This window comes from Sphingomonas sp. DMC6, assembly GCF_056314225.1.
In genome coordinates, this window is the sequence record NZ_JBQUYT010000001.1 from 825187 (window position 1) to 851599 (window position 26413).

General features: G+C 60.7%; 22 protein-coding genes and 1 tRNA gene. 12 read left to right on the top strand and 11 right to left on the bottom strand.

Going from position 1 to position 26413, the window contains the following annotated elements:
* The first annotated feature begins 46 nt into the window (after positions 1-46).
* The 8 genes from ACT53M_RS03675 to ACT53M_RS03710 all read left to right on the top strand — a co-directional run bounded on the left by ACT53M_RS03675 (position 47) and on the right by ACT53M_RS03710 (position 7988).
* Positions 47-121 (top strand) — tRNA-Glu (locus ACT53M_RS03675).
* 240 nt (positions 122-361) lie between these two features.
* Positions 362-1801: an IS1182 family transposase gene (locus ACT53M_RS03680; RefSeq protein WP_476231529.1), complete on the top strand. Its 1440-nt coding sequence runs from the start codon at positions 362-364 to the stop codon at positions 1799-1801.
* A gap of 450 nt (positions 1802-2251) precedes the next feature.
* The gene (locus ACT53M_RS03685; RefSeq protein ID WP_476231530.1) at positions 2252-3157 is read left to right on the top strand and encodes a ComEC/Rec2 family competence protein; all 906 of its coding nucleotides are present in this window, start codon (positions 2252-2254) and stop codon (positions 3155-3157) included.
* 4 nt (positions 3158-3161) lie between these two features.
* Positions 3162-3827 carry a hypothetical protein gene (locus ACT53M_RS03690; RefSeq protein ID WP_476231531.1) on the top strand — a complete coding sequence of 222 codons (666 nt, stop codon included), beginning with the start codon at positions 3162-3164 and terminating at the stop codon, positions 3825-3827.
* A gap of 39 nt (positions 3828-3866) precedes the next feature.
* Positions 3867-4526, top strand: a complete 660-nt coding sequence (locus ACT53M_RS03695; RefSeq protein WP_476231532.1) for a hypothetical protein — start codon at positions 3867-3869, stop codon at positions 4524-4526.
* A gap of 532 nt (positions 4527-5058) precedes the next feature.
* On the top strand, positions 5059-6348 hold the full coding sequence (locus ACT53M_RS03700) for an AAA family ATPase (protein WP_476231533.1): 1290 nt from the start codon (positions 5059-5061) through the stop codon (positions 6346-6348).
* A complete protein-coding gene (locus ACT53M_RS03705; protein WP_476231534.1) occupies positions 6349-7212 on the top strand; it encodes a DUF4435 domain-containing protein in 864 nt (287 codons plus the stop codon).
* Between the two features lie 68 nt (positions 7213-7280).
* Positions 7281-7988: a serine protease family protein gene (locus tag ACT53M_RS03710; protein ID WP_476231535.1), complete on the top strand. Its 708-nt coding sequence runs from the start codon at positions 7281-7283 to the stop codon at positions 7986-7988.
* 77 nt (positions 7989-8065) lie between these two features.
* Here the strand turns inward: ACT53M_RS03710 and ACT53M_RS03715 are convergent, their stop codons facing one another.
* The 8 genes from ACT53M_RS03715 to rlxS form a co-directional block, all read right to left on the bottom strand.
* Positions 8066-8281 (bottom strand): hypothetical protein, encoded by a 216-nt coding sequence (locus tag ACT53M_RS03715; RefSeq protein WP_476231536.1) that lies wholly within the window; start codon positions 8279-8281, stop codon positions 8066-8068.
* An 80-nt stretch (positions 8282-8361) separates the two neighbouring features.
* On the bottom strand, positions 8362-9453 hold the full coding sequence (locus ACT53M_RS03720; protein WP_476231537.1) for an SAVED domain-containing protein: 1092 nt from the start codon (positions 9451-9453) through the stop codon (positions 8362-8364).
* A complete protein-coding gene (locus ACT53M_RS03725) occupies positions 9450-9923 on the bottom strand; it encodes a Mov34/MPN/PAD-1 family protein (protein ID WP_476231538.1) in 474 nt (157 codons plus the stop codon). Before ACT53M_RS03725 ends, ACT53M_RS03720 begins: the two co-directional genes overlap by 4 nt.
* On the bottom strand, positions 9913-11646 hold the full coding sequence (locus ACT53M_RS03730; protein ID WP_476231539.1) for a ThiF family adenylyltransferase: 1734 nt from the start codon (positions 11644-11646) through the stop codon (positions 9913-9915). Before ACT53M_RS03730 ends, ACT53M_RS03725 begins: the two co-directional genes overlap by 11 nt.
* Positions 11643-12857: an SMODS domain-containing nucleotidyltransferase gene (locus ACT53M_RS03735; RefSeq protein WP_476231540.1), complete on the bottom strand. Its 1215-nt coding sequence runs from the start codon at positions 12855-12857 to the stop codon at positions 11643-11645. Before ACT53M_RS03735 ends, ACT53M_RS03730 begins: the two co-directional genes overlap by 4 nt.
* A 490-nt stretch (positions 12858-13347) precedes the next feature.
* Positions 13348-13806, bottom strand: coding sequence for a helix-turn-helix domain-containing protein (locus tag ACT53M_RS03740; RefSeq protein WP_476231541.1), 459 nt, complete (start codon positions 13804-13806; stop codon positions 13348-13350).
* Positions 13803-14228 carry a CopG family transcriptional regulator gene (locus tag ACT53M_RS03745; RefSeq protein WP_476231542.1) on the bottom strand — a complete coding sequence of 142 codons (426 nt, stop codon included), beginning with the start codon at positions 14226-14228 and terminating at the stop codon, positions 13803-13805. Before ACT53M_RS03745 ends, ACT53M_RS03740 begins: the two co-directional genes overlap by 4 nt.
* Positions 14229-14303: 75 nt before the next feature.
* Positions 14304-16331, bottom strand: a complete 2028-nt coding sequence (gene rlxS / locus ACT53M_RS03750; protein ID WP_476231543.1) for a relaxase/mobilization nuclease RlxS — start codon at positions 16329-16331, stop codon at positions 14304-14306.
* Between the two features lie 185 nt (positions 16332-16516).
* On the opposite strand from rlxS, the gene ACT53M_RS03755 reads away from it, so the two are divergent.
* Positions 16517-16936, top strand: a complete 420-nt coding sequence (locus ACT53M_RS03755; protein ID WP_476231544.1) for a hypothetical protein — start codon at positions 16517-16519, stop codon at positions 16934-16936.
* Between the two features lies 1 nt (position 16937).
* On the opposite strand, the gene ACT53M_RS03760 is transcribed toward ACT53M_RS03755, so the two are convergent.
* Genes ACT53M_RS03760 through ACT53M_RS03770 form a run of 3 tightly spaced genes read right to left on the bottom strand, consistent with a single transcriptional unit; the run spans position 16938 to position 19962 of the window.
* Positions 16938-17861 (bottom strand): HEPN domain-containing protein, encoded by a 924-nt coding sequence (locus ACT53M_RS03760; RefSeq protein ID WP_476231545.1) that lies wholly within the window; start codon positions 17859-17861, stop codon positions 16938-16940.
* A 58-nt stretch (positions 17862-17919) separates the two neighbouring features.
* Entirely contained in the window at positions 17920-18144 is a 225-nt protein-coding gene (locus ACT53M_RS03765) for a sigma factor-like helix-turn-helix DNA-binding protein (protein WP_476231546.1), read from the bottom strand.
* A 60-nt stretch (positions 18145-18204) separates the two neighbouring features.
* Complete coding sequence (locus ACT53M_RS03770; protein WP_476231548.1) at positions 18205-19962, bottom strand: ParB/RepB/Spo0J family partition protein; 1758 nt, start codon at positions 19960-19962, stop codon at positions 18205-18207.
* A gap of 623 nt (positions 19963-20585) precedes the next feature.
* On the opposite strand from ACT53M_RS03770, the gene ACT53M_RS03775 reads away from it, so the two are divergent.
* The 3 genes from ACT53M_RS03775 (at position 20586) to ACT53M_RS03785 (ending at position 26412) form a co-directional block, all read left to right on the top strand.
* Positions 20586-23870, top strand: coding sequence for a DEAD/DEAH box helicase (locus ACT53M_RS03775; RefSeq protein WP_476231549.1), 3285 nt, complete (start codon positions 20586-20588; stop codon positions 23868-23870).
* A 1002-nt stretch (positions 23871-24872) separates the two neighbouring features.
* Entirely contained in the window at positions 24873-26105 is a 1233-nt protein-coding gene (locus ACT53M_RS03780; protein ID WP_476231550.1) for a tyrosine-type recombinase/integrase, read from the top strand.
* Between the two features lie 109 nt (positions 26106-26214).
* Positions 26215-26412: a hypothetical protein gene (locus ACT53M_RS03785; protein WP_476231551.1), complete on the top strand. Its 198-nt coding sequence runs from the start codon at positions 26215-26217 to the stop codon at positions 26410-26412.
* Position 26413: the final 1 nt, after the last annotated feature.

The window sequence follows — 26413 nt, forward strand, 5'->3', positions numbered from 1 at the left end:
ACCGCAGCCGAAACATCTCCTAACCGGCCGCTCCACGCAGTTGCATGGCCCCTTCGTCTAGCGGTTAGGACGCGGCCCTTTCACGGCTGAAACACGGGTTCGATTCCCGTAGGGGTCACCAACGTTTTCAATGGGTTACCCATTGCTACGTCCTCGGTGTCAAATATTCATCAAATATACTTGTGCGGACGCGAGCGTCCTTTGCTGGACCGCTACCCATGGTTGGGCTCAACCCGGCACCGTGGTTTCGCCGTGTTGCCGCGAGCCATCAATGGGCGAATCGCTCCGGCAGTTCTCGACCGAGGCTGTGTAAAAACGCTGTTTCGTGGTAGAGTTTTCCGGAATGTCGGGAGGCTTGTCGATGGGCCGTTTCGTGGAAGAACAAGGCCGTCGCCAGGATTTTCTGCTGCCGGCCTCGCTCGATGATTATGTCGCCGAAGATAATCCGGTTCGGGTTGTCGAGGCATTTATCGACGAGCTGGATCTGATAGCACTTGGCTTTACCGGGGCGACGCCGGCGCATACCGGGCGCCCAGCCTATCATCCTTCGACGATGCTCAAGATCTACCTGTACGGCTATCTGAACCGGATCCAGTCGAGCCGGCGCCTCGAGCGCGAAGCTCAGCGCAATATCGAACTGATGTGGCTGACGGGTCGATTGGCACCGGACTTCAAGACGATCGCCAATTTTCGACGGGACAATGGTGCGGCGATCCGGGCGGTCTGCAGCCAGTTCGTGGTGCTGTGCCGGCAGCTGAGCCTGTTCGGACAGGCGACCGTCGCGATCGACGGCAGCAAATTCAAAGCGGTGAACAACCGGGACCGCAACTACACAGAACACAAGGCGGCCAAGCGGATCGAGCAGGTCGAGGCCAGCATCGAGCGCTACCTTGCGGCGCTCGATCGCGCCGATCGTGAGGCCAGCGACGTTCCGCAGGCGCGGGTCGAACAGATCCGCGAGAAGATCGCGGGCTTGCGCGGGCAGATGCGGTTCCTGAAGGAAATGGCCGCACAGGTCGAAGCGGCGTCCGATCATCAGGTGTCGCTGACCGATCCGGACGCCAGGTCGATGAACAGCAGTGGTCGCGGTACCGGCATTGTCGGCTACAACCTGCAGGCAGCGGTGGATGCCGAACACCACCTCATTGTCGCGCACGACGTGGTGAACGAGGGCAATGACCGGGCGCAACTCGCGCTTATGGGTCGGCAAGCGCAAGCTGCCATTGCCGCACCCGAGATCACCGTGTTGGCGGATCGCGGCTATATGAACGGCGAACAGGTGCTGGAATGCGAAGGCACCGGCATTTTGCCCTGCGTGCCCAGAACCGACACGTCCGGCAAGGCGCAGCGCGGTTTATTCACCAAGGCCGACTTCGTGTACGACGCCGACCACGATCGATATACCTGCCCGGCTGGGGAGCATCTGACCAAGGCGCGTGCGCGGTCCGATCATCATGGGGACATCGACCATTACCGCAACCTGAGCGCCTGCCAGAGCTGCATTCTGCGACCGCGCTGTACCACTGAATATGTGAAGCTCGTCAAACGATGGAAGCATGAGGCGGTCATCGATGCCATGCAAAGGCGGCTCGACCTGTTGCCCAATGCGATGGGCATCCGTCGCCGGACCGTCGAGCATGTCTTTGGCACGCTCAAATCCTGGATGGGCAGCACCCATTTTCTGACCAAGACGCTCAACAACGTCAGAACCGAGATGAGTTTGTGCGTGCTGGCCTACAATATGAAGCGAATGATCCAGATCATGGGCATTCGGCCGCTCATTGCAGCGATCCGCACCTGAAAGCCGGCGCGAAGACCTGGCATTCGGTAATCGCGGCCTTCTGAGCCCCACCGCGCGCCGTCCACCTCGGGAGCGTTTCTACACAGCCTCGACCAGAGTACGCCATTCCCATGAGCGGGTGGGAACGACCGGTCAGGCCGAAAGCGGTCATTGGCTGCCCTGCTCGCTTCATCTGCGGTAGCGGCAAGCAATTGTTATTCCGCACTCGCGGCTCCCGCTCGATCTAAGGCAGGGCGCGTCAGTAATCGGGGTGAGATCAAGTCGACTTGGAAAATTCGGGCGATAGCCAATGCGGGGGCGATAGCCGAATTTCCATCCCCGCGCCATGCGGCCCTTCCACGATGGTTGAACAAGTCGGGAACACGCCTTATTGTTGCGGGGCTGGATTAGGTGTCATGACGGCACCGCCACAGGTTACGTTGATGCACAGCGCTAGATGCGGGGCGGCACATGCGGATTCAGATTCACGATGTCGATCATGGCGGCTGCGCGGTCGTCACCGGGCCGGCCGGCCACCGGATAATGCTCGATTGCGGCCTCAGCCTCAACCGCTCCTGGTTCCCGTCTATCGCCTACCACAGCGAGCGCATTGATACGTTGATGCTGCTGAACCTCGACGAGGATCATTGCGAGGATCTTTCCTCGCTTTGGAACAACTGCCCGCTCGGCGCCATCGTTAGCAATCCAACGGTCGATGCACAGGCGCTTCGGACGATGAAGGCATTCGGCGGGATGAGGGGCGGAGTCACCAAGGCGACTGAGATTTTTCAGCAGCACGGTGCAGGTTTTCTCGGCGATTGGTCGAACGATCTAGGCGGTGTGAGGTGGCAGGCCTATTGGAACCGCTACGGTGTCGACTTTCGAGACACCAACAATTTGAGCCTCGCGGTGTTTGTGTCCTTCGGCGGCTTCACCATCTTGTTCGGCGGCGACCTTGAGCGACCCGGCTGGCGCAAACTGCTACGCATGCCGGGCTTTGCTGCGAAACTGGCAACCACGCAGGTCTATGTCGCATCGCATCACGGCCGCGAGAATGGATGCTGCGAAGAAGTCTTCAACGTCTGCAAGCCGGAGTTGGTGATCTTCTCCGACGGGCCCAAGAAGCACGGTACGCAGGAAACTCGCGATTGGTACGCGAATCGAACGATAGGCATCCCCGATCTGTCGAAGCCGGTAGGTCTCTTCGGCCAGCCGCGCCGCAAGGTGATGACCACGCGGTGCGACGGGTCAATTACGATCGATGTCGCCGCCGACAGCAGCTATCTCGTAACTCCATCCAGGCAATCGGCACTCGCTGCACTGGCGGCGTCCAAACCCGGTATCCGGCGCAACATCTTCGCGCCGCTCGGTCAGTGACAAGATGGAAACCAGCAAGAGTTTCGACCCCTACGAGGTCATTGGCATCATAACACCCGGTACGCTGGTGGCGCTGCTGCTCGCCTCGGAGGTTCCGCTGTTCAAGAGATTCGTGAATGGTGACGGACTAACCGTCGGCGATTTGGGGCTTTTCGTGATGGTCGCCTTTGTACTTGGACATCTGATCCAGGCTTTTGGTAATCTAGTCGAGGCTCCAGTTTGGTTGTTTCGGGGCCTGCCGAGCAGCTATGTCCGCGATGCCGAGCAGCGGCTGATCTCGCCGGCGCAACGGAAGATTCTAGACGCCAGGCTGGTCGCCATGGAAGGCGAGAGCGCCAAACTGGATAGCGTTCCATATCCGGTTTTCCGCGCCATCACGGCACGTGCCTATACGCGCGTGCAGGCTGCCGGGAGATCTGCCCGCATCGATACGTTTAGCCGTACGTACGGGCTTTTTCGAGGCTTGGTGGCTGCGTCGACACTCGCGCTCGGCTGGTCAATCTTTGCCCATCGCGGACAAACCACGCTTTTGATCGTCCTTGGGGTGATGCTCTGCGCGGCGGTCTGGCGGATGCGCCGTTTCGGCGAACATTATGCTCGCACACTCTGGCTGGAATTTATCGACCTCCCCGCCGCAACTACCGGCCCAGCGCAGGCTGCCCCGCTATGAACTCGGACAACAGCAGGAATAGCGTGGCATGACTGAAACATGGCGACGCTTCTGGAGCCTTGGCTGGTGAAACATCCGCCCGAATGGCTCCGCCCGATCTGGTCGTTCCTCTCCGATATGACGAGCTGGTTCAACTGGGACGCACTTGCGGCGATCGGTACCGTCGGCGCGCTCTGGTTCGTTATCATCCAGTCCACCCGCGCTGGTCGGGCCGAACGCGCAAAGGCCATCGGCATATTGACCTTCCTCATCGGGCTAGTTGAGCCAATCGAGGCCGTGCCGATCTATGATGACAGCACGGATGACGACTTCCGCGAAACATCGGGCGGTCAGATCGAGATTGGGCTGTCGATTGTCCGTAGAGCGATAGCAGGGATCCAAACCCTGTCGCTCAATGATGCCGCTGCGGTCGGCGTCGTCGAATGGATTATGGCTCTGCCGTTGGCGTTGGGAGACATCGAGACCACGCTACGCAACCGGCGGATCGAGCCTGCCTCAAACGTGCATTCATCAATCCGGTATGTCTGGGAAGCTGCACTGCATTTTCGGTACGAACGCGACAAGCTTCTGCACGGTCCTCTTGTCCGTTGGACGCGAACGGGAGCTCGCGCGGTCGCAAGGCTGTTTCGTCGCCGTAGCGCAGTGAAGATCATCGCATTCGAGCATGACGCCGCCACACGTCCATCCACCGAAGTCTAGCGCACCCACCCGACTTCAGACCTAAACGCACGCTCCGGGGATAAGCGCTCCACGTCGGCTCTTGGCGAAAGGTGACGCTTAACCGGAAGGATGGGAACGGCGGCTTCGTCCCAGGATGCGCCGATTCTGCTTACGACCGCAGTCGGCCAGAGGCGGTCGTTCGGTAGTCGAACCATGAACGGCAGCTTCTGCTCAATTCCGGCCGTTTGCGTGATCAACGCTCTCTTCGGAAACCGCCCGTAGCGCCTTCCGCAGCAGCTTGTCACTGGCTGCGCCCCACCTACTTCATCGTGACCGCGAACAAGTTGCCCTTATGAGAGCATCACCGGGACGCCGGCCTGACAGAGCCGAAAAGTGCTTCGCGTCGCGCAAGCCTTGGCAGAAACCAATATCGACGTTAGCTCTAGCCGCTGCCAAGCAGATGCCTTACTCATCTGGTCAACTATGCGTCCCGTTGGTGAGATCGACGACGCTACTTGGGTTGCAACTAAGTTCTACAATCAACGCGACTAAGAGCCCGCTGGAGGAAGCCTTGTACCGGATAGCATCTATAGAAATTACCGGATTTCAGGGCAAGCAATCTCCCATAAAACTACCAATGGATTCAGGCGTTAATTTTTTCATCGGCCGAAACGGCACCGGGAAAACGCGCCTGATGAACCTACTTAATTCCGCTCTTACCGTGGATGTACCGGGTCTTGCTAGATCTGACTTTAAGGTGATTACATTTACGCTGTCGAAGAAAGGGGAGCGTGCTCGGCCTTATCTTCGGATTGAACGAGGATCCGACGACGAGGAAACTCCATACATTTTTTATAGGATGGCACAGAGTTCCCGTGGCGAAGCGCAGGAGTTTCGCTTTGATACCGATAGTTACCGCGCCCCCTGGAGGCGGGCTTATCTTTCCAGATATGACGAATCTGGCCGCGGGCAGTACATAGACGAGACGCATTCCCATACGCTCAGAAGTACCATACATCAGATGGTTCGGCTAAGCTGGATCTCTGTACATCGGGCAACCACGGATTCGCCGCGAGAGGGCGAACGAAAATTTGAGTCGCCAGTCGACAGGAAGCTGGACCAAGTCGCGCGTGACTTTGGCGCCTATTTCTCTACTTTGGACAAGCTAGCTGCGGAAGAGACAGATCGTTTTCAGCAGGTATATCTCCTATCCTTGATATCTCCCGCAGGTCTCGAAAAGATTTCTAATTTGAAGTCGGTCAATGCGGATGATGAGAAAGCGGCCATTCGCGGGATGTTCGCCGAATTCAACATAAAATCCAGCGTTTACAGTAAAAAGTTAGATACGTTTTCCGCTAGGATGGAGAAAGCGCTCGCAGATTATAAACCGCACCAGTCAATGGATGCTGATGACTTTCTGGTGTTGAATGACACAGTAAGGATTCATGACGCAGTCGGCGAGTGGCACAAGCTTCTTGAAAAGCGCGCAGCTATCTATGCGCCAAAGGATGATTTCGTTAAAATTGTCAACGACATGTTTTATCGCAAATCATTATCGATCAATCCGGGCAATCAGCCCGTTTTTCACAGCCCCGACGGCCTTCCAATCGATATTCAACTTCTATCATCGGGTGAAAAGCAACTCTTCATCTTGCTAGGTGAGACGCTACTGCAGCGTCAACGGGAATGCGTGTTCATGGCTGATGAGCCGGAGCTCTCACTGCACATCGACTGGCAGGAGCGGCTTGTCCCGAGTCTACGACTGATAAATCCGAACGCTCAGATCATATTTGCGACCCACTCTCCAGACGTAGTCGGAGCGTATGGCAGCAACACCATTGATCTAGAGAAAGTCATTTAAGTGAAGAGCTTCGACAGGAGCGCCTCCGGCAGAAATAACCGCGCGTTGTTTTATGGGGTAGATCGAATTCTATACGTGGAAGGAGGCAGAGACGATAAGGGGGCTGTCGAATCGTTCGACGGTCTGTTTTGGCGCCGCGTCTTCTATGTGCTGCGACCTGAATTGAAATTGAAGATACTTCCTCGCGGTAGTAAGGATAATGTACTCCAATTGGCTCAACAATCTGTAGGAAGCACGGTGGTTATTTGTGCCATAGACCGTGATTATGACGGCATTCTTGATAGAATGGTCAATAGGGACAGCGTCCTGTATACATTTGGATACAGCTACGAAAATGATATTTTCGACCGGCAACATTTGCACGAGATATTTTACAGTACCTGCCCGCTGTGTGATCACAATTTTGACATCGAGCAGACCGTATCCGAGCTTGTCGACGAATTTTGTTCCGCAGTTTGGTGGGCTCAGCTAGCCGACATTTGTGGGAATTTGGTCGCGCGTAAAGTTATCGATCGCCGAAGAGTTTCGAAGTATCTATCTGATGGAAACTACGGAGCGCGACCGAAGATATCGAAGCCGTCCCTCTCTTCTGATGTTTATAAGGCAAACAGTGGCAACCCGCGGGACCGCGTTAGTGGTGTTCCTTTAAAGCGCGATCACCTGCCCCGTTTATCTTTCGGTCATTTGTATGCTCAGTTCTGCTTTAAAATTATTTGTTATCTCCATCATAAGTATAGTTCAACACAGAAACTTACTCGAGATGCAGTCACCGCAGGCGCGATCGGTGTGTTCGTTCAACAGCTAATCTCCAGCCCGTCCTCGGAAATCGCCGTCTACTATCGTGAAAGATTGTCTCGGTGTTAAAACCTATAGAAACTATGCCCGAAATAGACGTAGAAGCCATGCGCGCGATTGAGCGCTTTACCGCGAGAATGACGGTACCCGTCCTACACGAATGCACAGACGACCAGGTCGACCAAGTGGGGACTGGCACGTTGTTCGATCATAATGGGCGCCTTTTGCTGGTAACCGCCAGACATATTTTTGAAAGTATGACTTCAGATAGCCTGGTCTTACCGAGCCGCGACACGCCTGACTTATTTGGTCTCGGACGCCACTGCGTTCACATCCCGGATCGTCCGGAAGTCGACCTTGCATTCGTCGAGATTCTCAACTTGGAATCCATAGCTCGGATCCGTCGGAGTTGGAGGATCCTTACCATAGCTGATACCGCGGTGGCGAGTGACAACGGAGCTTTCGTTCTCACAGGCTATCCATCAGAAAACACTCAAAAGATGGGTAATGACATCGGTAGCTCGCTGTTGTTTCTTCAAACTTGGAGATTGCCGGAAGTCCCCTCAGCCGCCGATAAACCGGTCGACGCCGATCTCGATATCTTTTTCCGTTATGAACCGACCGGCCACACACCGGAAGGTGAGCGAAGCATCATTCCGCACCTCCGTGGCTGCAGCGGCGGACCGATCTGGGAATACCGAGAGCCAGAAGCTGTAAGTGTCTGGACGCCGGATCAATGTGTCAAGTTCGTCGGGGTTCAGTCTTCGATGAGAGGGTCGGAACTCTACTTTCGCGCCAAGAGTGCCAAATACGTCCGTGCCATGTTTGATCAACTCGGAGAATAATCTGAGACGGCGATGAAGCGCGGGGATTGATGCCGCACATGCCTTGCAGTCATCACGTGCATGATCCTACGGGCGCTTTACAGCTCGCGCGACCAATGCGTAATGTCGGCTTCGATCGCAAACCGTCGTTTGCGGCCGCTGTCCGGAACGTCGGGAAAGTCCCAAGACAGGTCGATCGCGCTTCCGGCAGCTTGCGAGCAAAACGCCCCATTCCCTGTCGCCATCGCGATCGACAGGTCGTCCCGAAAGCTGCCGTTGCCCTCCGCCGATGCCGCGTCCAGCGGTACGGCCACTGCCCCTTCGACAACGTTAGGCCGGACCACGACTGGTGCATCGCGCGGCTCACCCTGAGCCGCGTCCGGATCGACCAGACCTAGCCATCGACGACTTTCATCTTGGCCACCTTCGCCTCGGCCGCGTTGGCCACCGGCATCTCGATGCCCCACGGGTAGCCCAGCGGGTCACCCTTTTCGTACTGATAGACCGTCAGCGGCGCGACGTTGCGCTTGTCGTAAGCACGCCCAAGCGAGAGGGCCACGCTGGCGGGAACCGCGAGGATAGCGTGGACGCGCTGGACCTTCGTGGCGCACAGCTGACGGGCGACGTCGAAGAATTGCTTGGCCCACGCGGCCTGCTTCTCGACCGACCAGTGATGATCTGTCACCGGCGCGGCAAGGCCGAGCCTGACCACTGGCAGACCCGGAAAGCGGCGGGCGATTGCTTCCCGATCCTCTGGGTAGGACACCGACACTACGACGACCGCTTCTGTCGCATCGCCGACCGAATCTAGGCCGGTCACGTCCAGCCGTTCGCCGTCGTCCGCCTCGTTCAACGCGCGCCAACCTTCGCGCAACCGATCCCAATCAAACAGCGTCACACGGTCCTCGTCGTCGAGAAGCACGCCCATCAGGAACATGAAGGACACGGGCGCCAGTCCCGCGGCTGCGATCGATAGGTCCTGCCGGTCGCGACTGGCCGAACTCTGGTGGAGCATGTGCGGAAGGCTCTCGAGCTTCTTGAGCGCGACATCCGGCATCGTGATAGTCCCATCCGTGCCCTGCCGGATGTCGACCAGCAAAGACACGCGCCTCCCCTCCAGCGACTTGGGCACTGCCGCGCCGAGCGGCTGTCCACTCGTGTCGCGCAGTCCGCGCAGCTCCACGGCGAGCACCTGCTTACGGGCCTCGCGACGCAGGTCGTATACAACCCAAACCAAGCCGCAGCCGATGAGCAGTAGTCCGAGGACGGTTAGAAGCGACAGCAGCAGAGCGGGTGTGCCTGCCCCCGTGTCGATGGTGAACTTCGCCGGGCCGTTTTTCAGAGGGACCACGGCAGTGAACGCGAACCCGCCGAACGCGATCGCGATGATTCCACCCCCTAACACAACGAGCTTGAGCCCCGGCATCTGCCGCCGGAAGAAAAAGTCGATCAGCGAAGTCAGGAAGTGATCAAAGTGCTTTCTCACGCGCGCGCGCCTTTCCCGGTTACGATCTCGGCCGGTGCCGGCGGCCGCCCTTGCTGGAACAGCGTGGCCGACATCGCCATCCCCCGCCACCATGTCGCGCGCACGATCAACAGCAAGGCGAACGGAATGTCACGTTCGCCTTCGACGAGGCTCGCCATCGACATCACGTCCGTCGTGCTAGGAATCGGCAGATGATTCGGATGCGAATGCCATTCGCCGAGATAGTTGAACCTGCTGAAATCAGATCCGGTCCTCTCGAAGAATTCGCTAAGTGCTGCATGATGGTGCTCTACCGATCGAACGAAGTGCGCGGCGCCACCGGCCTCGGCATCCAAGCTGAATTCGACGATTCGAAAGCGACCGGCTTCAATCTGCTCCGCCATCAGTACGCCGCCGATCTCGCGACGCCCAGCACGCGACAGAGCCTTGCGCATCCGTGCCCGCAGCGCCTTGGGGAACTCAACCCTCACCCTCGACCTCCGTGCGCTTCGGGAAGAACTCCTTCACGATCGCGCCAAGCGCTTCGGCCGCGCTCGCGTCTATCTGGGTTCCCCAGCTGCCCTCCATGACGAGGTCGATCGGGTAGGCGTCGAACGGCGCCGCGAAGATCCAGGCGCGGTCCAGCCCGATCGCATAGGCGGAGTTCGGGAATATTGTGTCCGCCCCCTTCAGCAGGTCGATGGCCATGCGGCTTACGTGCCCGGCGATTACAGAGACGTCGGCATCGTCAGCGATCAGCGGCGGCTTCTCAGCGTCGATCCGCAGTTCGTATTGGCCCGTATCCGTCCCTGTCCACGGAATGTCGTTGTCATCGCACCACCGGAGGATCTGACGCCGTGCCGCATGGGGCGGCGGGTCGAGGTCGGGCCGGCACCTGCCGACCAGCCCGCCGATCCCGCCGGCGAACACCTCGCCCCAGACCAGTGGTTTCTTCTCAGCCCGAGCGACCTTGCCACAGAGATTGAATATCTGCGCGTCGGCCGTCGCGTCGATGATGAGGTCGCACCGTCCAATCCGCTGCAGCGCTAGGTCCGTCAATCCAGAACTTTCCTGACCGCCCAACAGCAGCCGCCTGGCCACCGTTTTGATCGCGGGATTGATCTCACTCAGCCGAGCCGCCAGCGCCAACGGCTTGTCCATCCCAACGGACCGCCCATCAAGCTCGTTGCGGACGAGGTTCCCCGAAAACATGAGGTCGCCGTCGACGAGCACCATTGTCCCGACCCCGGCCCGGGCCAGAGTGGCGGCGACCTTCGACCCGACCGATCCGCAACCGACGATGGCGACCGACCGGGCGGGTAGGTCCGCGTGTCCGGCCGAAAGCCGGCTTTCATCAGCCGGAGTCAGCACCGTCCTGTATTCGTAGACGCGCCGACTGCCTGTTCCAGGCGAAAGGGAGTAGAGACGCGCCACGCCACGATGGACCAAAAGCAATGGCGTCTCGTCCGGGGCGGCCTCCAACCGTTCGAGTGCAGGCGCATGCTCGATGGACGTCAGCACGTCCCCGACGAATTCGTATGTCGCCTTAAACGGAACGCTCGCCTCGTCCGGTATGCGGATCGCGTATCCCTCGCGCGAACGAGGATCGGCCAGCGGCGGCACGGCCGCCCAGATCGGCGTATCCTCCGCGCCGAGCCGTCGCACGTGCGCAAGCCAGTTTTTGCCATAATAGTGCTCATCTATGAGGAGCGGGACAACGCGCGCCACCGGCATGGAGGACAGCACCTCTATCAAGGGCGGACCTACCACCAGTCGGAGGGTCGAGCCACGCACCTCCTGGGCAATGCTGCGCTGATGCGCGCTGGCGACTTCGGCGCGCTCACCGTCAGACGGCGTCTCACCGGCGAGCAGGCGGTGGGCGCTCTGGATCATCATGGCGCCGGTGAAGTGCGGCTCCCAATTGTCGGTCCGGTACTCGAGACACAGTTCGCCGCCGGCACCATACTGGTGGCCCGAGATTCTGATCTCCTCGCGCGGCACGACCTGCGGCGGGACCGCCGGGAAGAAGCTGGGATAGACGATGCTGAGCGATTCTGCTCGCCCGAGGCGGACGATCTCGAAGTCGGCCACGAACTGATAGCTTTCGTTTAACCGCCAGCGCGGCTCGGTCATCCAGTCCGCGTCATCGGCCAGTTCTGCAATCGCCTCCCGCTCGGCGCGGAACCTGGACGGATCCTCCGTCCACCAGATCACGCGAACCCCTTCGGCTTGGTCGGCGTGCGGGCGGTGTTGCCAAACGATGGAGCCGAGGCCGCCCCCGCGGCAGCGCTGGTCGCCTCGCGCAACATGCCCGAAGGCTTGGTCGACGCGCGATCCGACGCGCGCTTCGCCATCTCCTCGCCGATGTGCTCGGACAGCGTCGCTGCGATTGCGTGCCTGTCGGCGAGCCCGGCGGCCTCTGCGAAGTCACGGCGGGCCTGATTCAACCACCGATAGAATGCATCCTCGCGCTCGGGGAATTCCGCCCACTTGTCGGCGAAGTTCTCAAACGGATCGCTCGGATTAGCGATCACGGCACGCCCGTTCGCGTCGTGCTGGATGTAGTCCTCCATCCCGGTCAGGATCGACAGCAGCGCGTCGGCGATCTCCGCCTCGCCTTGGTAGGCATGAGCGGCCAGCGTCGTGATGATGATCGAGATCGGGCAGCAGTTGATCTCATCCTTCACATACATGATGTCGCGGTGCCGTTTCAGGATCATGATTGACGACTGCAGCGGCGTGCGGACCTTATAGTCTGGGATCTCCTCGACGCTGGCGTTCACCGCTTCCGCCAAAGCCCGCTTGCGCAGTTCTAGCTGAACCCGCATGCGCTCCTTGAACCAAGCGACGTAGCCCTTCGGGTTCGATCGCGGCCAGTCTTCCGTGATCTGGGAGTAGTCCAGACGTTCGTTGTCGGTGATGGCTATCACCGTTCCGGCTCGGCTGGCTTCAAGGCCCCGGCTTTCGAGCAGAAGTTGCACGTCGCGACCGTTTGGTAGAGCGGGAACGACGTCCATATGAAATTGGGCACCGTCGGAATAATACAGCGTCCAGCACCGACGGCCCTCGCGTAGCGGCTTCGACATGGCGTGCGCGCGCCGGTAGCTCTCCACCTCGTCGCCGACCATTTCCTTGAGGGTAGCCTGCGATAATCGGGCCTTCTTCAAATACTTCAGTTCGCACACGACATCGATGTCGTAATCGGCGTCGGCGTGCAGCGGCTTGATGACGGTTCCCAGTCCGAACGAACCCTGCACGTAGACCGCAGGCCCGTACTCCTTGATCGTGGATGCGTCCCGGTTCAGCCAGTCGCCGAGCGAGTTGTATCTCCTCTCCACTTGCTCGTAGCGAGCATCGCTGATTTCCAGCTCCTCGACGAGTGACTCAAGGTAGTTCTTCGCAATCGATGTGGCCTTCGTCGCCATCGTGTCCCCCAAATGTCATCGGCCGCGTCGACCGCCCCTGCGGTGACATGTGGCGATGCCGCCATCCAAACCAAGTCGCATGAGCCAGTTTGGACCAAGAAATGACTGCTGATTAGAATCGCCACTATGCCCACTATGCACCACCGATGGGCCTTCGAACAAATCATGAATGATATTCGTGATCGCCAGGATCATGTCACGCGCGCGGCATTCTAGCGCGAGATGCATGGAATATGGTGCGGTACGGACAGTTGAGAGTCGATTGCCTGACGACAGCTTTGCACGGTTTTTGGCCAAGATCTGCCTGACAGCAACCAGCCCAATCCCGTCATTGTGCGATACCTGCCGGGAAGCCACTGAATGTCGGCTCCTTACAGGACCTGTCGTTCCACCCGTCATGTGGAACCGGCAGGAATGTCCCCAAATTGGGTCTTGTCTTCCAGATCAGCTTTAGGAATGTTCCATAGCAGAGGCCGGAGCCAAAGCTATGTCAGCGAGAGGGCGTGAGGGGGGATGAACGATCCACGCCGGCCCCGTCGTTTCGATCATAGAGCGCCAAAATCATACGCTCTACAACGCCGTCTTCAGCTTTCCCTCGCCTACCCTCGTCCGCAGACGAAAGATCGCGGCGAACTGCCTCAGGGGTCGAAGCAAGGCTCGCCGTCAATATGGCCTTGGCCAGAAACGGATGCATGACCTCGGCTAAGGGAAGCCTGGCGCCATCGCCCGCGATCAGGCGGCCACGCTGAAGCAACGCATCGATGCTGGTCATCGGCACAAGGGTGATTGCCCCCACCTTGATCACCCCGATCTCACCGGCCTTGATCAGCTCGTAGAACTTCGACCGGCCGATGCCCGTGACACGGCACGCGTCGGTAATCCGCAGCGTGATGGGCGACAGATCGGTATTCGGCTTGCTCAACGTAGGACGCATGGCACGCTCCTTCATTTGTCCCTCCCCATTTCTGGGGATTGACGGTTGGCGATGCGGTTGTTCGTGTCCCCCCGGGCGATTGCACGGCCGACGAGTTCGACGAAGGCGTCGTAGCGAAGCCGCCCGAGCCGCTGCGTCTCGGTGTCGAAGGCCGGCTGGTGCGCCGTAAGCGTGAGCTGGTGGCGGACGAAGAGCCCGAGCGCTTCGGTCAGATGGTCGAGCTTCTGCTCCATCCGGTCGGCGGCGCGGTTCTGACGGTCGAGCCGCGCACCGAAGCGCTGGTCGAGTTCATGGCCGGCACGGCGATCGAACCAGGCGGTTAGCGCGTCGGTCAGAATCGCGGTCTTCGACGATCCCGGCTGCGCGGCCATCGCGTCGAGCTTCGCCGACAGTTCGTCGGGAAGATAGAATTGATGGCGGGTCTTGCGCGTCTGCATGACGCGCAGAATCCGCCTGTTCGTGCTTTCATTACAGGGCCCCGCTGGTGACTCCCGGTACCTATTCGGGGCATCTCAGAACCCGCCAATCTCCGGACCCGACCGCTGGCGCCCGAATGTCCAGCTGATCGCGCCGCCGCGATCGATGCCGGTGACGGTTCGACCGATCTGCTTCTCCAACACCGGCCGCCACGGAACGAGTGTGAATTCCCGCGATTTCTCGATTACTGCATATTTCGCGGCACCGACCTGCACCGCCTTGCGATAGATACCCTCGATCGCGCCACCGCGATGCTCCGCATAGCCAAGTCCCAGCTCCTTCGAGATCTGATCCGCCACCTGCCGCAGTTCGCGACGGCGAAGTTCGGCCAGCAAATTGGCGCGGAAGCGAACGGTATCGCCGTCGCGCCAGGCGAGGTCCTCCTCGATCAGCCACTGGCGGCGAAGCACCAATGCCTGCCGCACCTGTGCCCCGAAGCCGCCGCCCAGGGCTTCCGGTTCCTTCGCGACATGCTGCTCGTCGAGCCAGGTCACGCCGTTGTGGCGGACCAGTTCCAAGACCGGGCGCTCGGCAAGCGTTTCGATCTCGACGGGCCGTGCCGCAGCCGCCCTCCGCTCGAAGGCCAGCACCTTGTCGAGATGACCGGTGCCGATCTTCCAGCTGCCATCCGGCATGCGCTCGACCTCGCCCCCTCCCCGCCGCAGCGCTTCCAGCCGCCGGACATGCGCTTCGGCGAAACGCTGGCTGGCACGGGCGTCATGGCGCAGGTGCCGGTCGACGCTGTAGATGCCGCTATTGGCGGCAGCGACCTCGGCCACCGTCCGGTCGACATCACGGATGCCTGCGACGACCGGCGTCACCCGCACGACTTGTGGGTGGTCGCTCACTTCCGAGAGCGACCGACTGCCCAGCTCGACATAGTGGCTCCGCCCGTCGGTCGCGGCGACGATCAGATAGTGGCGGTCGCGATGCTCGTCGGCCAGTCCCGTCGCCACGACACGGCCGACCAGCGGCTTGCCCTCGGTTGGTTCGTAGATCGCATAGTCCTGCGGATGCGCGTCGGGTGCACGCGCCTTCAACTGCGCGTGCATGGTCGCGATGATGTCGCCGCGCCGGCCCATGGCACGCAGCGTCGGTTCCAGATCGTCGGCGAGCCGGTAGCGACCTTTGCCTTCGTCGCTCGCCAGTCCCATGCGCACCAGCGTGCCGAGGCGCGCCGCACGCAGTCCCTGCTCGACGCTGTCGCCATGCCAGGACGACACCAGCCCGTCGGTCTCGCGCGCGAACAGTAGCCTGCGGTCGATGCTGGTGAACCGTTCCTGACCGACCTCTCGCTGGCGGCCCTCGAAAATCTCCCGGTCGGTACGCGGTCCAAGGTCGAGATTGACCAGTTCGGCAGCCCGCGTGGCGAGCCCGCGGCTGATATATTCGCGGGCGATGATCAGATCCTGGCCACGATCGTCGATCCCACGCACCAGCACATGGGTATGCGGATGGCCGGTGTTGAAATGGTCAACGGCAACCCAGTCGAGCTTCGTGCCGAGGTCCTGCTCGACCTGCGCCATCCAGCGCCGCACCAGCGGTTTCAAGTCGTCATATTGCGCGCCGTCTTCGGGCGCGACGATGAAGCGAAACTGGTGTCGGTCACCGTTGCCGCGTTCGAGGAACGCCTTGCCGTCGGCGACATCGTGATCAGCAGCATAGAGCGTGCCGCGTTCACCCTCGCGCGTGGTGCCGTCGCGCTGGAGATACCGCAGGTGCGCGGCTGCTCCCTTTGCCCCCTTCCCCGCCAGCTTCACGAAGCGCGCCTTCACGACGACCCGGCGCGCGCGAATTCCGGCGAAACGATCGGACGCCCCGAGCACCCTGCCAACGCCCGAACCACGCCCGATCCTGCTGCCATCGAAATGCCGGGTGCGCGCCGCCGAAGACCGTGCCGCACCGCCCGCCAGATTGGTCGCCTTGCGAAGCTGGTGCGCGAACGGTCGATCCGCGCCGACCCGCCCCAACCATAGCTCGAATGAATCCTCGGCCATGACGCCATCCCATGCTGGAAAGCGCCAGATGAGGGTGCGCCAGCGCAGCCCTTCAAGGGCCTCCATTCGGGGGCGCCGGAAAGCCGCAGAAACGCTGGCGTTCCTCCAACCGCGCCTTTCAGATGGAGGCACCGCCATGGGCATGCCTCCATCAAAAACGACGTGCAGACGCCATTTTCGGGGCCGCTTGGAGGCACCGCTTTTAACTTGCCATCCTTCTATCTGCCCGCTGATCCCCGCCAGCCTTCCGCATGTTCACTTTGCGTTCTATTGTCGACACCTTTCCGAGTCGCCAGGAAGAGCCCGATATGTCGATCAAAATCGAACCACTGGAGAATGGCCGGCTAAAGCTTTCCGGCGACTTGGAGGACGAGATTTGCCTGTCTGCGCGTGCGCTCGACGAGGGCTTCGCCATTGCGATTCCGGACGGCACGCTGGTGCAGGGACGCTTCGATAATTGGGTCGACGAATGTCGATTTTCGGTGGCCATCGAGGGCGCCGGTATCGCCACAATCAGCCGCGCGGAGCGCGGCAACGTGCTCGATCTGGCGTGGAAAATCGAGTGGATCAGCGTCGCGATTGCCCGCGATATGCGCTGCGCCGAACGCAGCGAAGCGCCGCAGATGCAGCGCAAATTGTCGTTCGCGGACTCTGGAAAAATTGCCGCCTAGGTCAGGCGGCGGCGCTGCGTTCCAATACTGCGATCCGCTCTTCGCAGATCACCTGCACCGCCTGGCCAAGCGCTTCGACGCGTTCGCCCAGCCACGCCAGTTCCTCGGCACTGATCCGGTAGTGCTTCGAATAGCGCGCCTTCACATAGGCTTCTTTCAGCTTCTCGAAGCGGGCACGGTCGGTGCGCTGGTCGCGCGGCCACGCGTCGACAAGGCGTGGATCGATGCGCTCTGCCTGGGTCCGCAGAAAGCCCAGATTATGCACGTGCGGCGTGTAGAAGGTGCAGACCAGCAGCACGCAGTGGTAGAGTTGCTCCGTCGCTTGATGAAGCAAAAATGCCGCTTTCTTCCAGTCACCTTCCTGCATGTAGAAGCGGTAGCCTTTAACGAAGCTGGCTGCGCTGGGCAGCCACTCGCCGTAATACTCCTGCGCCATGGCCAACGCCTGCTTGGGCGTTTTCGGCTTGGGCTGGTGGAGTTCGGTGTCGTCGCTCTGGTACAGCGCGATGCCGTCGCGAGCGACGTCCATGAAGAAATAGCGCCCGTGCGCGAGCCCGTCATTCACCTCCTGCAGCGTGTGGACGATGAAGTTGACCGGCGTGCGCAGCGTCTTGGTGATCGCCAGTTCGCGGTTGAGCCGGTCCTCGGCGGTTGCCCAGAATTCGACGCGGTCGGTGAGCTTGTCGTGGTTGACGATGACCAGCAGGTCGAAGTCCGACTGATAGCCCTTGGCGGTGTGCGGCTCATCGACCCAGCCGCCGCGTGCATAGCTGCCATACAGGATGACCTTCAGAATGCGCGCCTGCTTCTTCCAGTCCGAGGTCGCAATCGCAGTCGCGTCGCCGAATTCCTGAAACAGGATCTGGACGACACGCTCGAGCTCGCGCTGCTTCGCAGGCGGCAGATGGTCGAGGCCGGTCTTCATCGCGCTAGTCTCATGCCAATGGCTTAGAATGCCAAGTGCAGAAGGAAAAGCGGCGGGCTCAAGGCCCGCCGTTCTCGTGCGTGGACAGGAGGAGATGCAACATCGCGGCGGCGAACTGGCGCTCCACCTCCGCGACGCTGATGCCCAGTTCGTCCGCGATCTGGGGAAAATCGAGATCGCGATAGCGGTGCAGATCGAACACGGCGCGTGGCAGCGGTTCCATCGTGTCGAGCGCGTCGCGGAGGCGGCAAAGCTGTTCCGCGAGCGAGCGTTCCTGTGTCATGGCACAGCTCCTGACGGAGGCCAGCGGCACCGCCGGGCGCCGCTGGCAGGGGCAGGCTGATCACGCGGCCTTGCGGACCGGCTCGACTTCCGGGCTGGCCGCCTCCGGTTCCGGGACGATCAGCGACGCGACTGCCGCTGAACGGCTGGCAGCCCCGACACCGCCACGCGGCGTGTAGCTGAACGCGGGAAAGCGCAGCCAGCGCGGTACCCAGCGCTCGACGCGGGGCCTGCCATTCCCGCCGCGCAGGCAGTCGCCAAGGATGCGCTTGAGCACCTTGCCGGTTTCCCTGCCGTTGGCCTCGGCAACCTGCTGGCCCGCCACTTCGCCGACCATGGCAAGCAGCACTTCCCGGTCGCGAATGAGGTCGAACAGCGCGTCACCCGGCTGCCAGACCAGCCCCATGTCCACCGCCAGATGCTGCCCGAGCAGATCGACCAGTTCGCTGCGCGCCCACAGCGTCTCGCCCATGATGACGGCGAGGACAGCCATCACTTGCGCATCGCTGAGCGACAGCAACCGGACGAACAGGCTGGTCAGCCCTTCGCTCGCGCCGCCGGTGATCGTCGGTGTGTCGCCGTCAAAATCGAGCAGCGCCAGCATGTCGCGCCGCTTGGCGTCAAAGGCCGCTTCGGCCGCCGACAACTCGACGCTCTCGGTCACGGCCTCGCTGCCCGCACGCTGCTGCTCGACCTTCACCGTCCATAGGGGCGAACCGACAATCATATGCGCCACCGCCACCCGCAGCGCCACGCTAGGCGCATCGGCGAGCTTCGCCCGCACGGCGGCATGGCGATGCAGGTCGACATAGTCGTTGCCCGCAGCGCCAATCTCGGGACGGCTTGGCTTCTCCGCAACGTCCCCCGCGCCGGCTCTCGCCAGCGCCCGCGCTTCCTTGATGCCGATATAGCCTTCGTGGAAGGTAACATCGCCGTGATACCCGATGGCGATATAGACCTTTCCGCCCTTCCGCTTGGCCCGCTTCTCATATTCCCAGCTGTGGAAGAACTGTCCCGGCGCGAGCGTGACGACATCGGCCCAGCCAGCCGCCCGGTAGACTTCCGCGCGCTCGGCGACGGCAACGTGCTGTGCGGTCCAGAATTGCTCGGCGCTGGCGAAATAGCGGTCTTCGCCGAACAGATCAGCGACAGTCTCGCCGTCGAACCCGGCCAAATCGAACAGCGCGACCTTGGTCGAAATCGACGCGCCGCCGAACAGCCATGTCTTGAGCGCCTGCCCGACCGGCACCCACGCCTCGGGATCGTCGAGCAGTGCCAGCCATTCGCGCTGCTGTGCCTTCGAGGCGAGCGTGAGGTGCCGCACGGTGACGGCATCGACCTTCCCGTCGCGGTAGAGCATACGGATACGTGGCAGCAGATTGCCGAGCGCCAGCGTGCGCTTCACCTGCACCTCGGTCAGCCCGAAGACGAGGGCGATATGTTCGGGCCTGCGTCCCTCACGCACCAGCCGGGTGAAGGTTTCCCAGCGGGTGACCTCGTCGGGGTCGAGCCGGGCAGTGTTCTCGATGAGCGAGGCTTCGAGCGCCGCCGCGTCATCGCCTGCATCCATGACAGCACAGGGCAGCGCGTCGATGTCGCCGCCCTCCTCGGCAACCGCCAGTGCGGCATGATAGCGCCGCCGCCCCGCCACGATTTCATAGCTGTCGGGCGAACCGTTCGCGCGCACGATGAGCGGCACCAGCACGCCGCGTGCCCGCACCGACGGCAGGATATTGGTGAGGTCCGGCTGCTTCCTGCCACCACGCATGTTGGCGGACGAGATGCTCAGCTTGGCGATGTCGATATGCTTGAGTTCCATGATCCTTGTCCTTTCTCGAACCACCGCACCGGCCCCGGAAAAGGGGGGTGGGCGGCAAGGAGCGGACCGGCAGTCCCGCTGGAGCGGCGGGCTGCACCCGCAGGGCCGGAACGGACGTGAAGGACCTGGGCGGAGCCCAGGTTGTCGCCTGCCGCGGCGGGACTAGAGGGCTGCGACGCCCACCCCCCTTGGCCGCGGCCGGCAGGCAACGCCAGCGCGTAAGCGCTGTCCGCTTGCCGGCGAGCGGCCGGCGCTTGCGTTAGCGATCGTCGCCGCCAGCGGCCGAGACCCGCCAGGGGCTCGGTGGAGCGCAGCGGAATAGAGCGCGGTCGAGCCAGAGGCGCGAAACGCACTTCCTATCCCAAATTCGCCTCAATCGATTTGGTTCGCCTTAAAATCATTCCTTCACAGGAATAATCAGCGCGCAATCCGATGGCGGTGTTGCCAATTCGCGCCTTGAGCGACATTACTTTAAGGAGAACTACAACACTTGCCTCTGGCTTGAGCTTTGGAAGCGAGAATTAGATGCATTGGGTAGCCGCTCCACACCAAACCCGAGAGAATAGCCTTCACCTCTCCGTGGCATCAGCACCATCATACGGGATCGTTGGGAGCGCAGTTGCATGAGCCTCCTCCCCGACTGGTCCGGCGGGGTCACCCTGCCCCCGGTCCCGCGCCGGCGGCTGACGATCGGCGGGAACGCAGTGGTTCAGGCCGTATTCCCCGGCAGCACGACGCGCGGGCTTCGCTACGCCTCTACCGTCCCCGGCCACGACCTTCTACGGACCGATCTGAGCAGCCCGTTCAACGAGTTGCTGATCCGACGAAGTGGTGCGCGCCGCCGCGAAACGGACCTACCCGTCGTCACATCGTCTATCGATCAGACCACGGGCATCATGTCGCTGGCCTGGGACGAAAGCGAACCTTTGAAGGCCCATGCCGCCACGCCCGAGGACGTCCTGAAAAACTGGGTCGGCAAGTTCGACTTCAAAACCGAAGATCCGGAATTTGATCTTGAGGGGCTAAGACCGCCTCAGACGGGTGCGCTTCATGCGATCTCGGCGCACTTCTCGGTTGGCGGCACCTTCGATCCGGCAACGGTCGTGCTTCCGACCGGGACCGGTAAGACGGAAACTATGCTGGCGACACAGGTCTTCAGGCGCCTGACCCGCACGATGGTCCTCGTCCCGAGCGATGCGCTGCGTTCCCAGATCGCCCGAAAATTCGAATCTCTCGGCGAGTTGCCCAGGCTGGGGATCGTCCCTGTCGATATAGCGCGACCGCGTGTGGCCATATTAACGACCGGGGTCGGGACGATGGAGGAAGCCGAACAGATCCTCCGGAATGCCAATGTGATCATCACCTTGCCGCAGACACTGGAGGCATCTGACCCGGCGGCAAAGGCAACCCTTATTGCAGGATGCTCGGACCTGATGGTCGATGAGGCACATCATGTGACAGCCTCGACCTGGTCCTCGATCAAGATTGGCTTCGACAAGAAGCGGGTGGTTCAGTTTACCGCCACGCCTTTCCGGCGAGACAACGCACGGATCGACGGGAAGATCATCTTCAACTTCAAGCTCGGCGATGCCCAGGCGGCCGGCTATTACAAGCCCATCAACCTCGTAACAATCGAGGAATATGGGGATCAGGACACGCGCGACCGTCGAATCGCACGCGAGGCGCTCGCGGCGCTGCGGCGAGACCGCGAGGAACTCGGGCTGGACCATCTGCTGATGGCTCGTGCGAAAACAAAGGAGCGCGCGGAGGACCTCATTAAGATCTATGAGGAACTCGCGCCAGAGTACGATGCGGTGGTCGTGTATTCCGGCGCCGGCACGGCACGGGCAAATCGCGATGCATTGGCTCGCCTCGTGGACCGCGGCGACGACGGCGCCCGCGTCGTAGTCGCGGTGAATATGTTGGGTGAAGGATATGACCTGCCCAACCTGAAAGTCGCTGCGCTGCACGACACCCATAAGTCGCTCGCGATCACGCTGCAGTTTGTCGGACGCTTTACGCGGAAGGGAAATCCTGGCCAGATCGGTGATGCAACGGTGGTTGCAAACATCGCCGATCCAGAAATGGAGCGGAAGCTCTCGGCGTTGTACGCGGAAGGGGCCGATTGGGACACAATCATCCGCCGCCTGAGCGAGGACCGAATCAATCAGGAGGTTCGTCTGCAGGATGTCGTCGACGAACTGCGCGGCGCTGGCGACCTCCATATGCGCTTTGCCCTGTGGAATCTTCGGCCCTCGCTTTCGACGCAGTTCTTCCGGACTTCCTGCGATGAGTGGAATCCGCAGCGGTACGCGGAAGTTCTCGGGAAGGATGCCGAGACCTGGCATGCCCTCGATGAGAAACAGAACGTTCTGGTTGCCGTCGTGCGGCGGCTCGCGACGATCGGCTGGGGCAACTACCAAGACGACGTGGACGTCCTCCACGACCTTGTGATCATCAGGTGGGACAAGGAAGCTGGTGTCCTCTGCCTGTATGCCAGCGACTATTCCGCAATGCGATCCGAGCGAATGGCCACAGTGATAACCGACGAACACACAGTTCCGGTTTCCGGTCGTCCCATTTTCCGGATCCTGAACAACGTCGAGCTCCCGCTCGCGAAGAGCCTCGGCTCATCACGCATCGGCGCGATCAGCTTCACCTCCTACTTCGGACCCAATGTGACCGAAGGCTTGGCGATGATCGAAAAGCGCGAGTCCGAACTGAACAACATCGCGTGCCTCGGATACGAGAATGGCGAACGGGTACTCTGGGGAGCTGCTCAGCGACGGGGCAAGGTATGGCAACAGCGCTCTGGCAATGTCGCCGAATGGATCGACTGGACCCGCGCTACCTGGGCGAAAGTGCAACAGCAGAACGGCGACGAGAGCAACATCGTCGAGGATTTCCTACGGCCCGAGAAGATCGACGCCCCGTGGTCTTCACCACCCATCGCGGCAATGTGGGGCGAACAGGCACAACTGCGCCTGAACGATAGGCAGGCTGTCTCCTTCGACGGGGCGGAAGTACCGCTATATCTGGTCGATCTGGCAATCGACGAACCTGACGCAGACGGCGCCATTCCAATCCACATTAAGAGCGGCGTATTGGACTCCGTCTATCGCCTCCGGATCGATGCCAAGCTACCCAAGGGATACGATCACGAGCATGTGTCCGGACCGGAGGTGCGTTTCCGCAAAGGGAACGATGCCGCTATTGCGCTTGAGGAGTATCTTCAAAAAGATCCATTCCTCATTCGCTACGTTGACGGCACCTATTCGTACAATTGCTACCATATCCCGGTTCGGCTGGACGCCGGACAGTTCGACAAATCCCGGCTAGAAACTTGGGATTGGAGCGGCATCCCACTCAATCGCGAGTCAGCCGGCAAGCAAATCGACCATTCTACTATCCAGTATCGGACCTTCGAACAGATAGAGGTCGAATTCGACGTCGTTTTCAATGATGATGGCCCTGGTGAAGCAGCAGATCTCGTGTGCCTAAAGGATGTCGATGAGGAGACGATCCGGCTTTGTCTCATACACTGCAAAAACGCGCACGGAGGTGCGGTCACGCAAGATATCCGCAACTTCTACACGGTCTGCGGCCAGGCTCAGAAAAGCATCGTCGCAAAACATCAGGGTCTGCCGAGGCTTTATCTTGATCTGAAACGCCGCCACGAAATTTGGGCGCAGGAAGGCTACACGCGCTTTCTCAAGGGGGGAATGAAAGACCTCTCCTATTTCAAGGAGAAGGCGAGGCGCGCCAAACTCCGTTTCGAGATGATGCTCGTCCAGCCAGGCGCGTCGGCATCACATATAAACGACGACGCCCTTATGCTGCTCGGCACAACAGAACTCTACCTCAAGAAAACAACCGAAGCGGATTTACGGATAATTGTTTCACCTTAACAAGTTAGCCCGAAATCAGCGGTATTACAGCTCGCGCGGCAAGCTCCTCGAGACCATCGGCGATCCAACGCCCGTAATGTCGCTCAATCATCACTACACTGGTATCATGTAGTGCGGCGACGAGCCGGACCGGAAGCCCCATGCGGATCGCTCGAACGATGGACGAGTGCCGCAAAGCATACGGTACTGTCCCTTTGAGACCCGCAGCCTCACACGCACGATGCCACGGACGGAGCATCTCCGCAGGAGCTTGCCAAGGCGCCCGACTAACGCGGACCCAGGCCCCCACACCCACTTGCTTGTAGCGCCAGCGCACCAAGAGACGGTCCGTGGCGCCGCGCCCCTCGATGGCGGGAGCGAGTTCAGCAAGAACGTCCTCACCAACCGGTATCGGCGTGTAACTATCGATACGCTCCCGCCCCTTCCGGCTAACTGAGTGCTCCCTTTGTCACGATATCATCCGCGACGCCCAGCGCTTGCTGTTTGTACTTTTGGTTCCCAGCATACCACCGGACCAGCCACCTGCCGCCTCGCTTGACCTTGCGGTAGCCGAGGTGAATCTCCGGGTCGACCGACCGCCAATGAAGCCCAACCGGGAGCGCTGCGCGCGCACTCCGCGTGGTCATTTTGGATTCGGTTAGAACCTTTGCCACAGCGCCAAATCCATCAAATATCCGTCAAATATACCCATTTGCACGGGCTTGGATGCCGGCGCCGATTTTACAGAATATATCGCTTAGTTTCAAGTATTTGTGGCAAACCCCTGTGGACGTATGTGGACTAAAAACACCCATCTTTCACGGCTGAAACACGGGTTCGATTCCCGTAGGGGTCACCAACAAGCCCTCCCAGAGGGTGCCAGAAGATGCCATAAATGGCTGTTTTCTGCGGGTTTTTTGTGGTATAAGCATCCCAATCGGATCGGCCGGATACCACCAGATACCAGCATTTTGATGGTATGTTCGATGGTAGCTCGCCGGTTCTTGATCGGGAGATACCATCATGGCCCTCACCGCCCTCGCGATCAAAAGCGCCAAGAGTCGCGCCAAGCCCTACAAGCTCGCCGACAGCGACGGGCTTTATCTGCTAGTGACGCCCACGGGCGGCCGCTGCTGGCGGATGAACTATCGCCATCTCGGCAAGCAGAAGACGCTGGCGTTCGGCACCTGGCCCGACACCAATCTGGCCAATGCCCGCGAGCGGCGTGACGCGGCGCGCAAAGTGCTGGCGCGGGGTGACGATCCGGCCGAGCAGATCAAGCTGGAGCGCATCGCGGCGACCGTGGCAGCGTCCAACAGCTTCAAGGCCGTCGCCGACGAGTGGCTGACCAAAGCCGAGAAGGAAGGCCGTTCGGCCGTCACGATGAAGAAGCTGCGCTGGCTGCTGGACTTCATCAACGAGTCCATCGGCAAGCGCCCCATCGCATCGATCTCCGCGCAGGAGCTGCTGATCATGCTGCGCAAGATGGAGGGCAAAGGCAAATACGAGACGGCCAAGCGGCTGCGCAGCACGTGCAGCCAGGTGTTCCGCTACGCCATCGCCACGGCCCGCGCTGAACGCGACGTTGCCGCCGACCTGCGCGGCGCGCTGATCGCCCCCAAGCCGGTCCACCGCGCCGCAATCACCGGCCCCACGGAAGCGGGCGGCTTGCTCCGGGCCATCGAGGCGTTCGAAGGGCATCCCAACACCAAGGCGGCGCTGCGGCTCTTGCCGCACGTGTTCGTGCGGCCCGGCGAGCTGCGCCATGCCGAATGGAGCGACTTCGATTTCGACAAGGCGCTTTGGATGATCCCGCCGCACAAGACCAAGATGCGGCGGGCGCATACCATCCCCCTCTCCCGCCAAGCGCTCGCCATCCTAGAAACCATCGAATATGATGCGGACTATAGCCGCTTCCTGTTCCCTTCCCTGCGCTCGGTCGATCGGCCGATGTCCGAGAACACGATCAACGCGGCGCTGCGCCGCATGGGCTTCGCACAGGACGAGATGACTGGCCATGGCTTCCGGGCAATGGCGGCGACGCTCTTGAACGAGATGGGCCTTTGGCATCCCGATGCGATTGAACGGCAGCTTGCCCACGCGGACAACAACGCAGTGCGCCGCGCCTATACGCGTGGCGAATATTGGGACGAGCGCGTCAAGATGATGCAGCACTGGTCTGACCATCTCGACTTTCTCCGCGACGGCGCGAAGGTGCTCAAGGGCAAATTTGGAAAGGCACGAAGGCGGCTGTAGTCGACAGGTCTAGGTCTTGAACTGGACCGGTAGCGGACAGGCGACTGCTGTCACGCGGCGGGCGAAAGCTCCCATCGATAGTCAACTGAGATGCTGAAAGGCATTGGTCATGGACGATGCGGAAAAACCAAACGGCCACGTAATTGATCGCGACAAGCTTCACGCCGACTTCCCGACGCAATTTCAGGAGCCCGCCTTCTGGGAGGAACTTGGTCGCACGGTTGCGGCCTTTGAAGCGCCCCGGGTTTTCCGGAGGCATTTTCATTTGAGTCATGCGGCCATATCGAGGGTCTCAATGGCTGCATAGT

Coding starts and splice junctions, on each gene's coding strand:
- ACT53M_RS03680 (WP_476231529.1), top strand. CDS start 362: ATGGGCCGTTTCGTGGAAGAACAAGGCCGTCGCCAGGATTTTCTGCTG.
- ACT53M_RS03685 (WP_476231530.1), top strand. CDS start 2,252: ATGCGGATTCAGATTCACGATGTCGATCATGGCGGCTGCGCGGTCGTC.
- ACT53M_RS03690 (WP_476231531.1), top strand. CDS start 3,162: ATGGAAACCAGCAAGAGTTTCGACCCCTACGAGGTCATTGGCATCATA.
- ACT53M_RS03695 (WP_476231532.1), top strand. CDS start 3,867: ATGGCGACGCTTCTGGAGCCTTGGCTGGTGAAACATCCGCCCGAATGG.
- ACT53M_RS03710 (WP_476231535.1), top strand. CDS start 7,281: ATGACGGTACCCGTCCTACACGAATGCACAGACGACCAGGTCGACCAA.
- ACT53M_RS03735 (WP_476231540.1), bottom strand. CDS start 12,857: ATGGCGACGAAGGCCACATCGATTGCGAAGAACTACCTTGAGTCACTC.
- ACT53M_RS03740 (WP_476231541.1), bottom strand. CDS start 13,806: ATGAAGGAGCGTGCCATGCGTCCTACGTTGAGCAAGCCGAATACCGAT.
- ACT53M_RS03745 (WP_476231542.1), bottom strand. CDS start 14,228: ATGCAGACGCGCAAGACCCGCCATCAATTCTATCTTCCCGACGAACTG.
- rlxS (WP_476231543.1), bottom strand. CDS start 16,331: ATGGAGGCCCTTGAAGGGCTGCGCTGGCGCACCCTCATCTGGCGCTTT.
- ACT53M_RS03755 (WP_476231544.1), top strand. CDS start 16,517: ATGTTCACTTTGCGTTCTATTGTCGACACCTTTCCGAGTCGCCAGGAA.
- ACT53M_RS03760 (WP_476231545.1), bottom strand. CDS start 17,861: ATGAAGACCGGCCTCGACCATCTGCCGCCTGCGAAGCAGCGCGAGCTC.
- ACT53M_RS03765 (WP_476231546.1), bottom strand. CDS start 18,144: ATGACACAGGAACGCTCGCTCGCGGAACAGCTTTGCCGCCTCCGCGAC.
- ACT53M_RS03770 (WP_476231548.1), bottom strand. CDS start 19,962: ATGGAACTCAAGCATATCGACATCGCCAAGCTGAGCATCTCGTCCGCC.
- ACT53M_RS03775 (WP_476231549.1), top strand. CDS start 20,586: ATGAGCCTCCTCCCCGACTGGTCCGGCGGGGTCACCCTGCCCCCGGTC.
- ACT53M_RS03780 (WP_476231550.1), top strand. CDS start 24,873: ATGGCCCTCACCGCCCTCGCGATCAAAAGCGCCAAGAGTCGCGCCAAG.
- ACT53M_RS03785 (WP_476231551.1), top strand. CDS start 26,215: ATGGACGATGCGGAAAAACCAAACGGCCACGTAATTGATCGCGACAAG.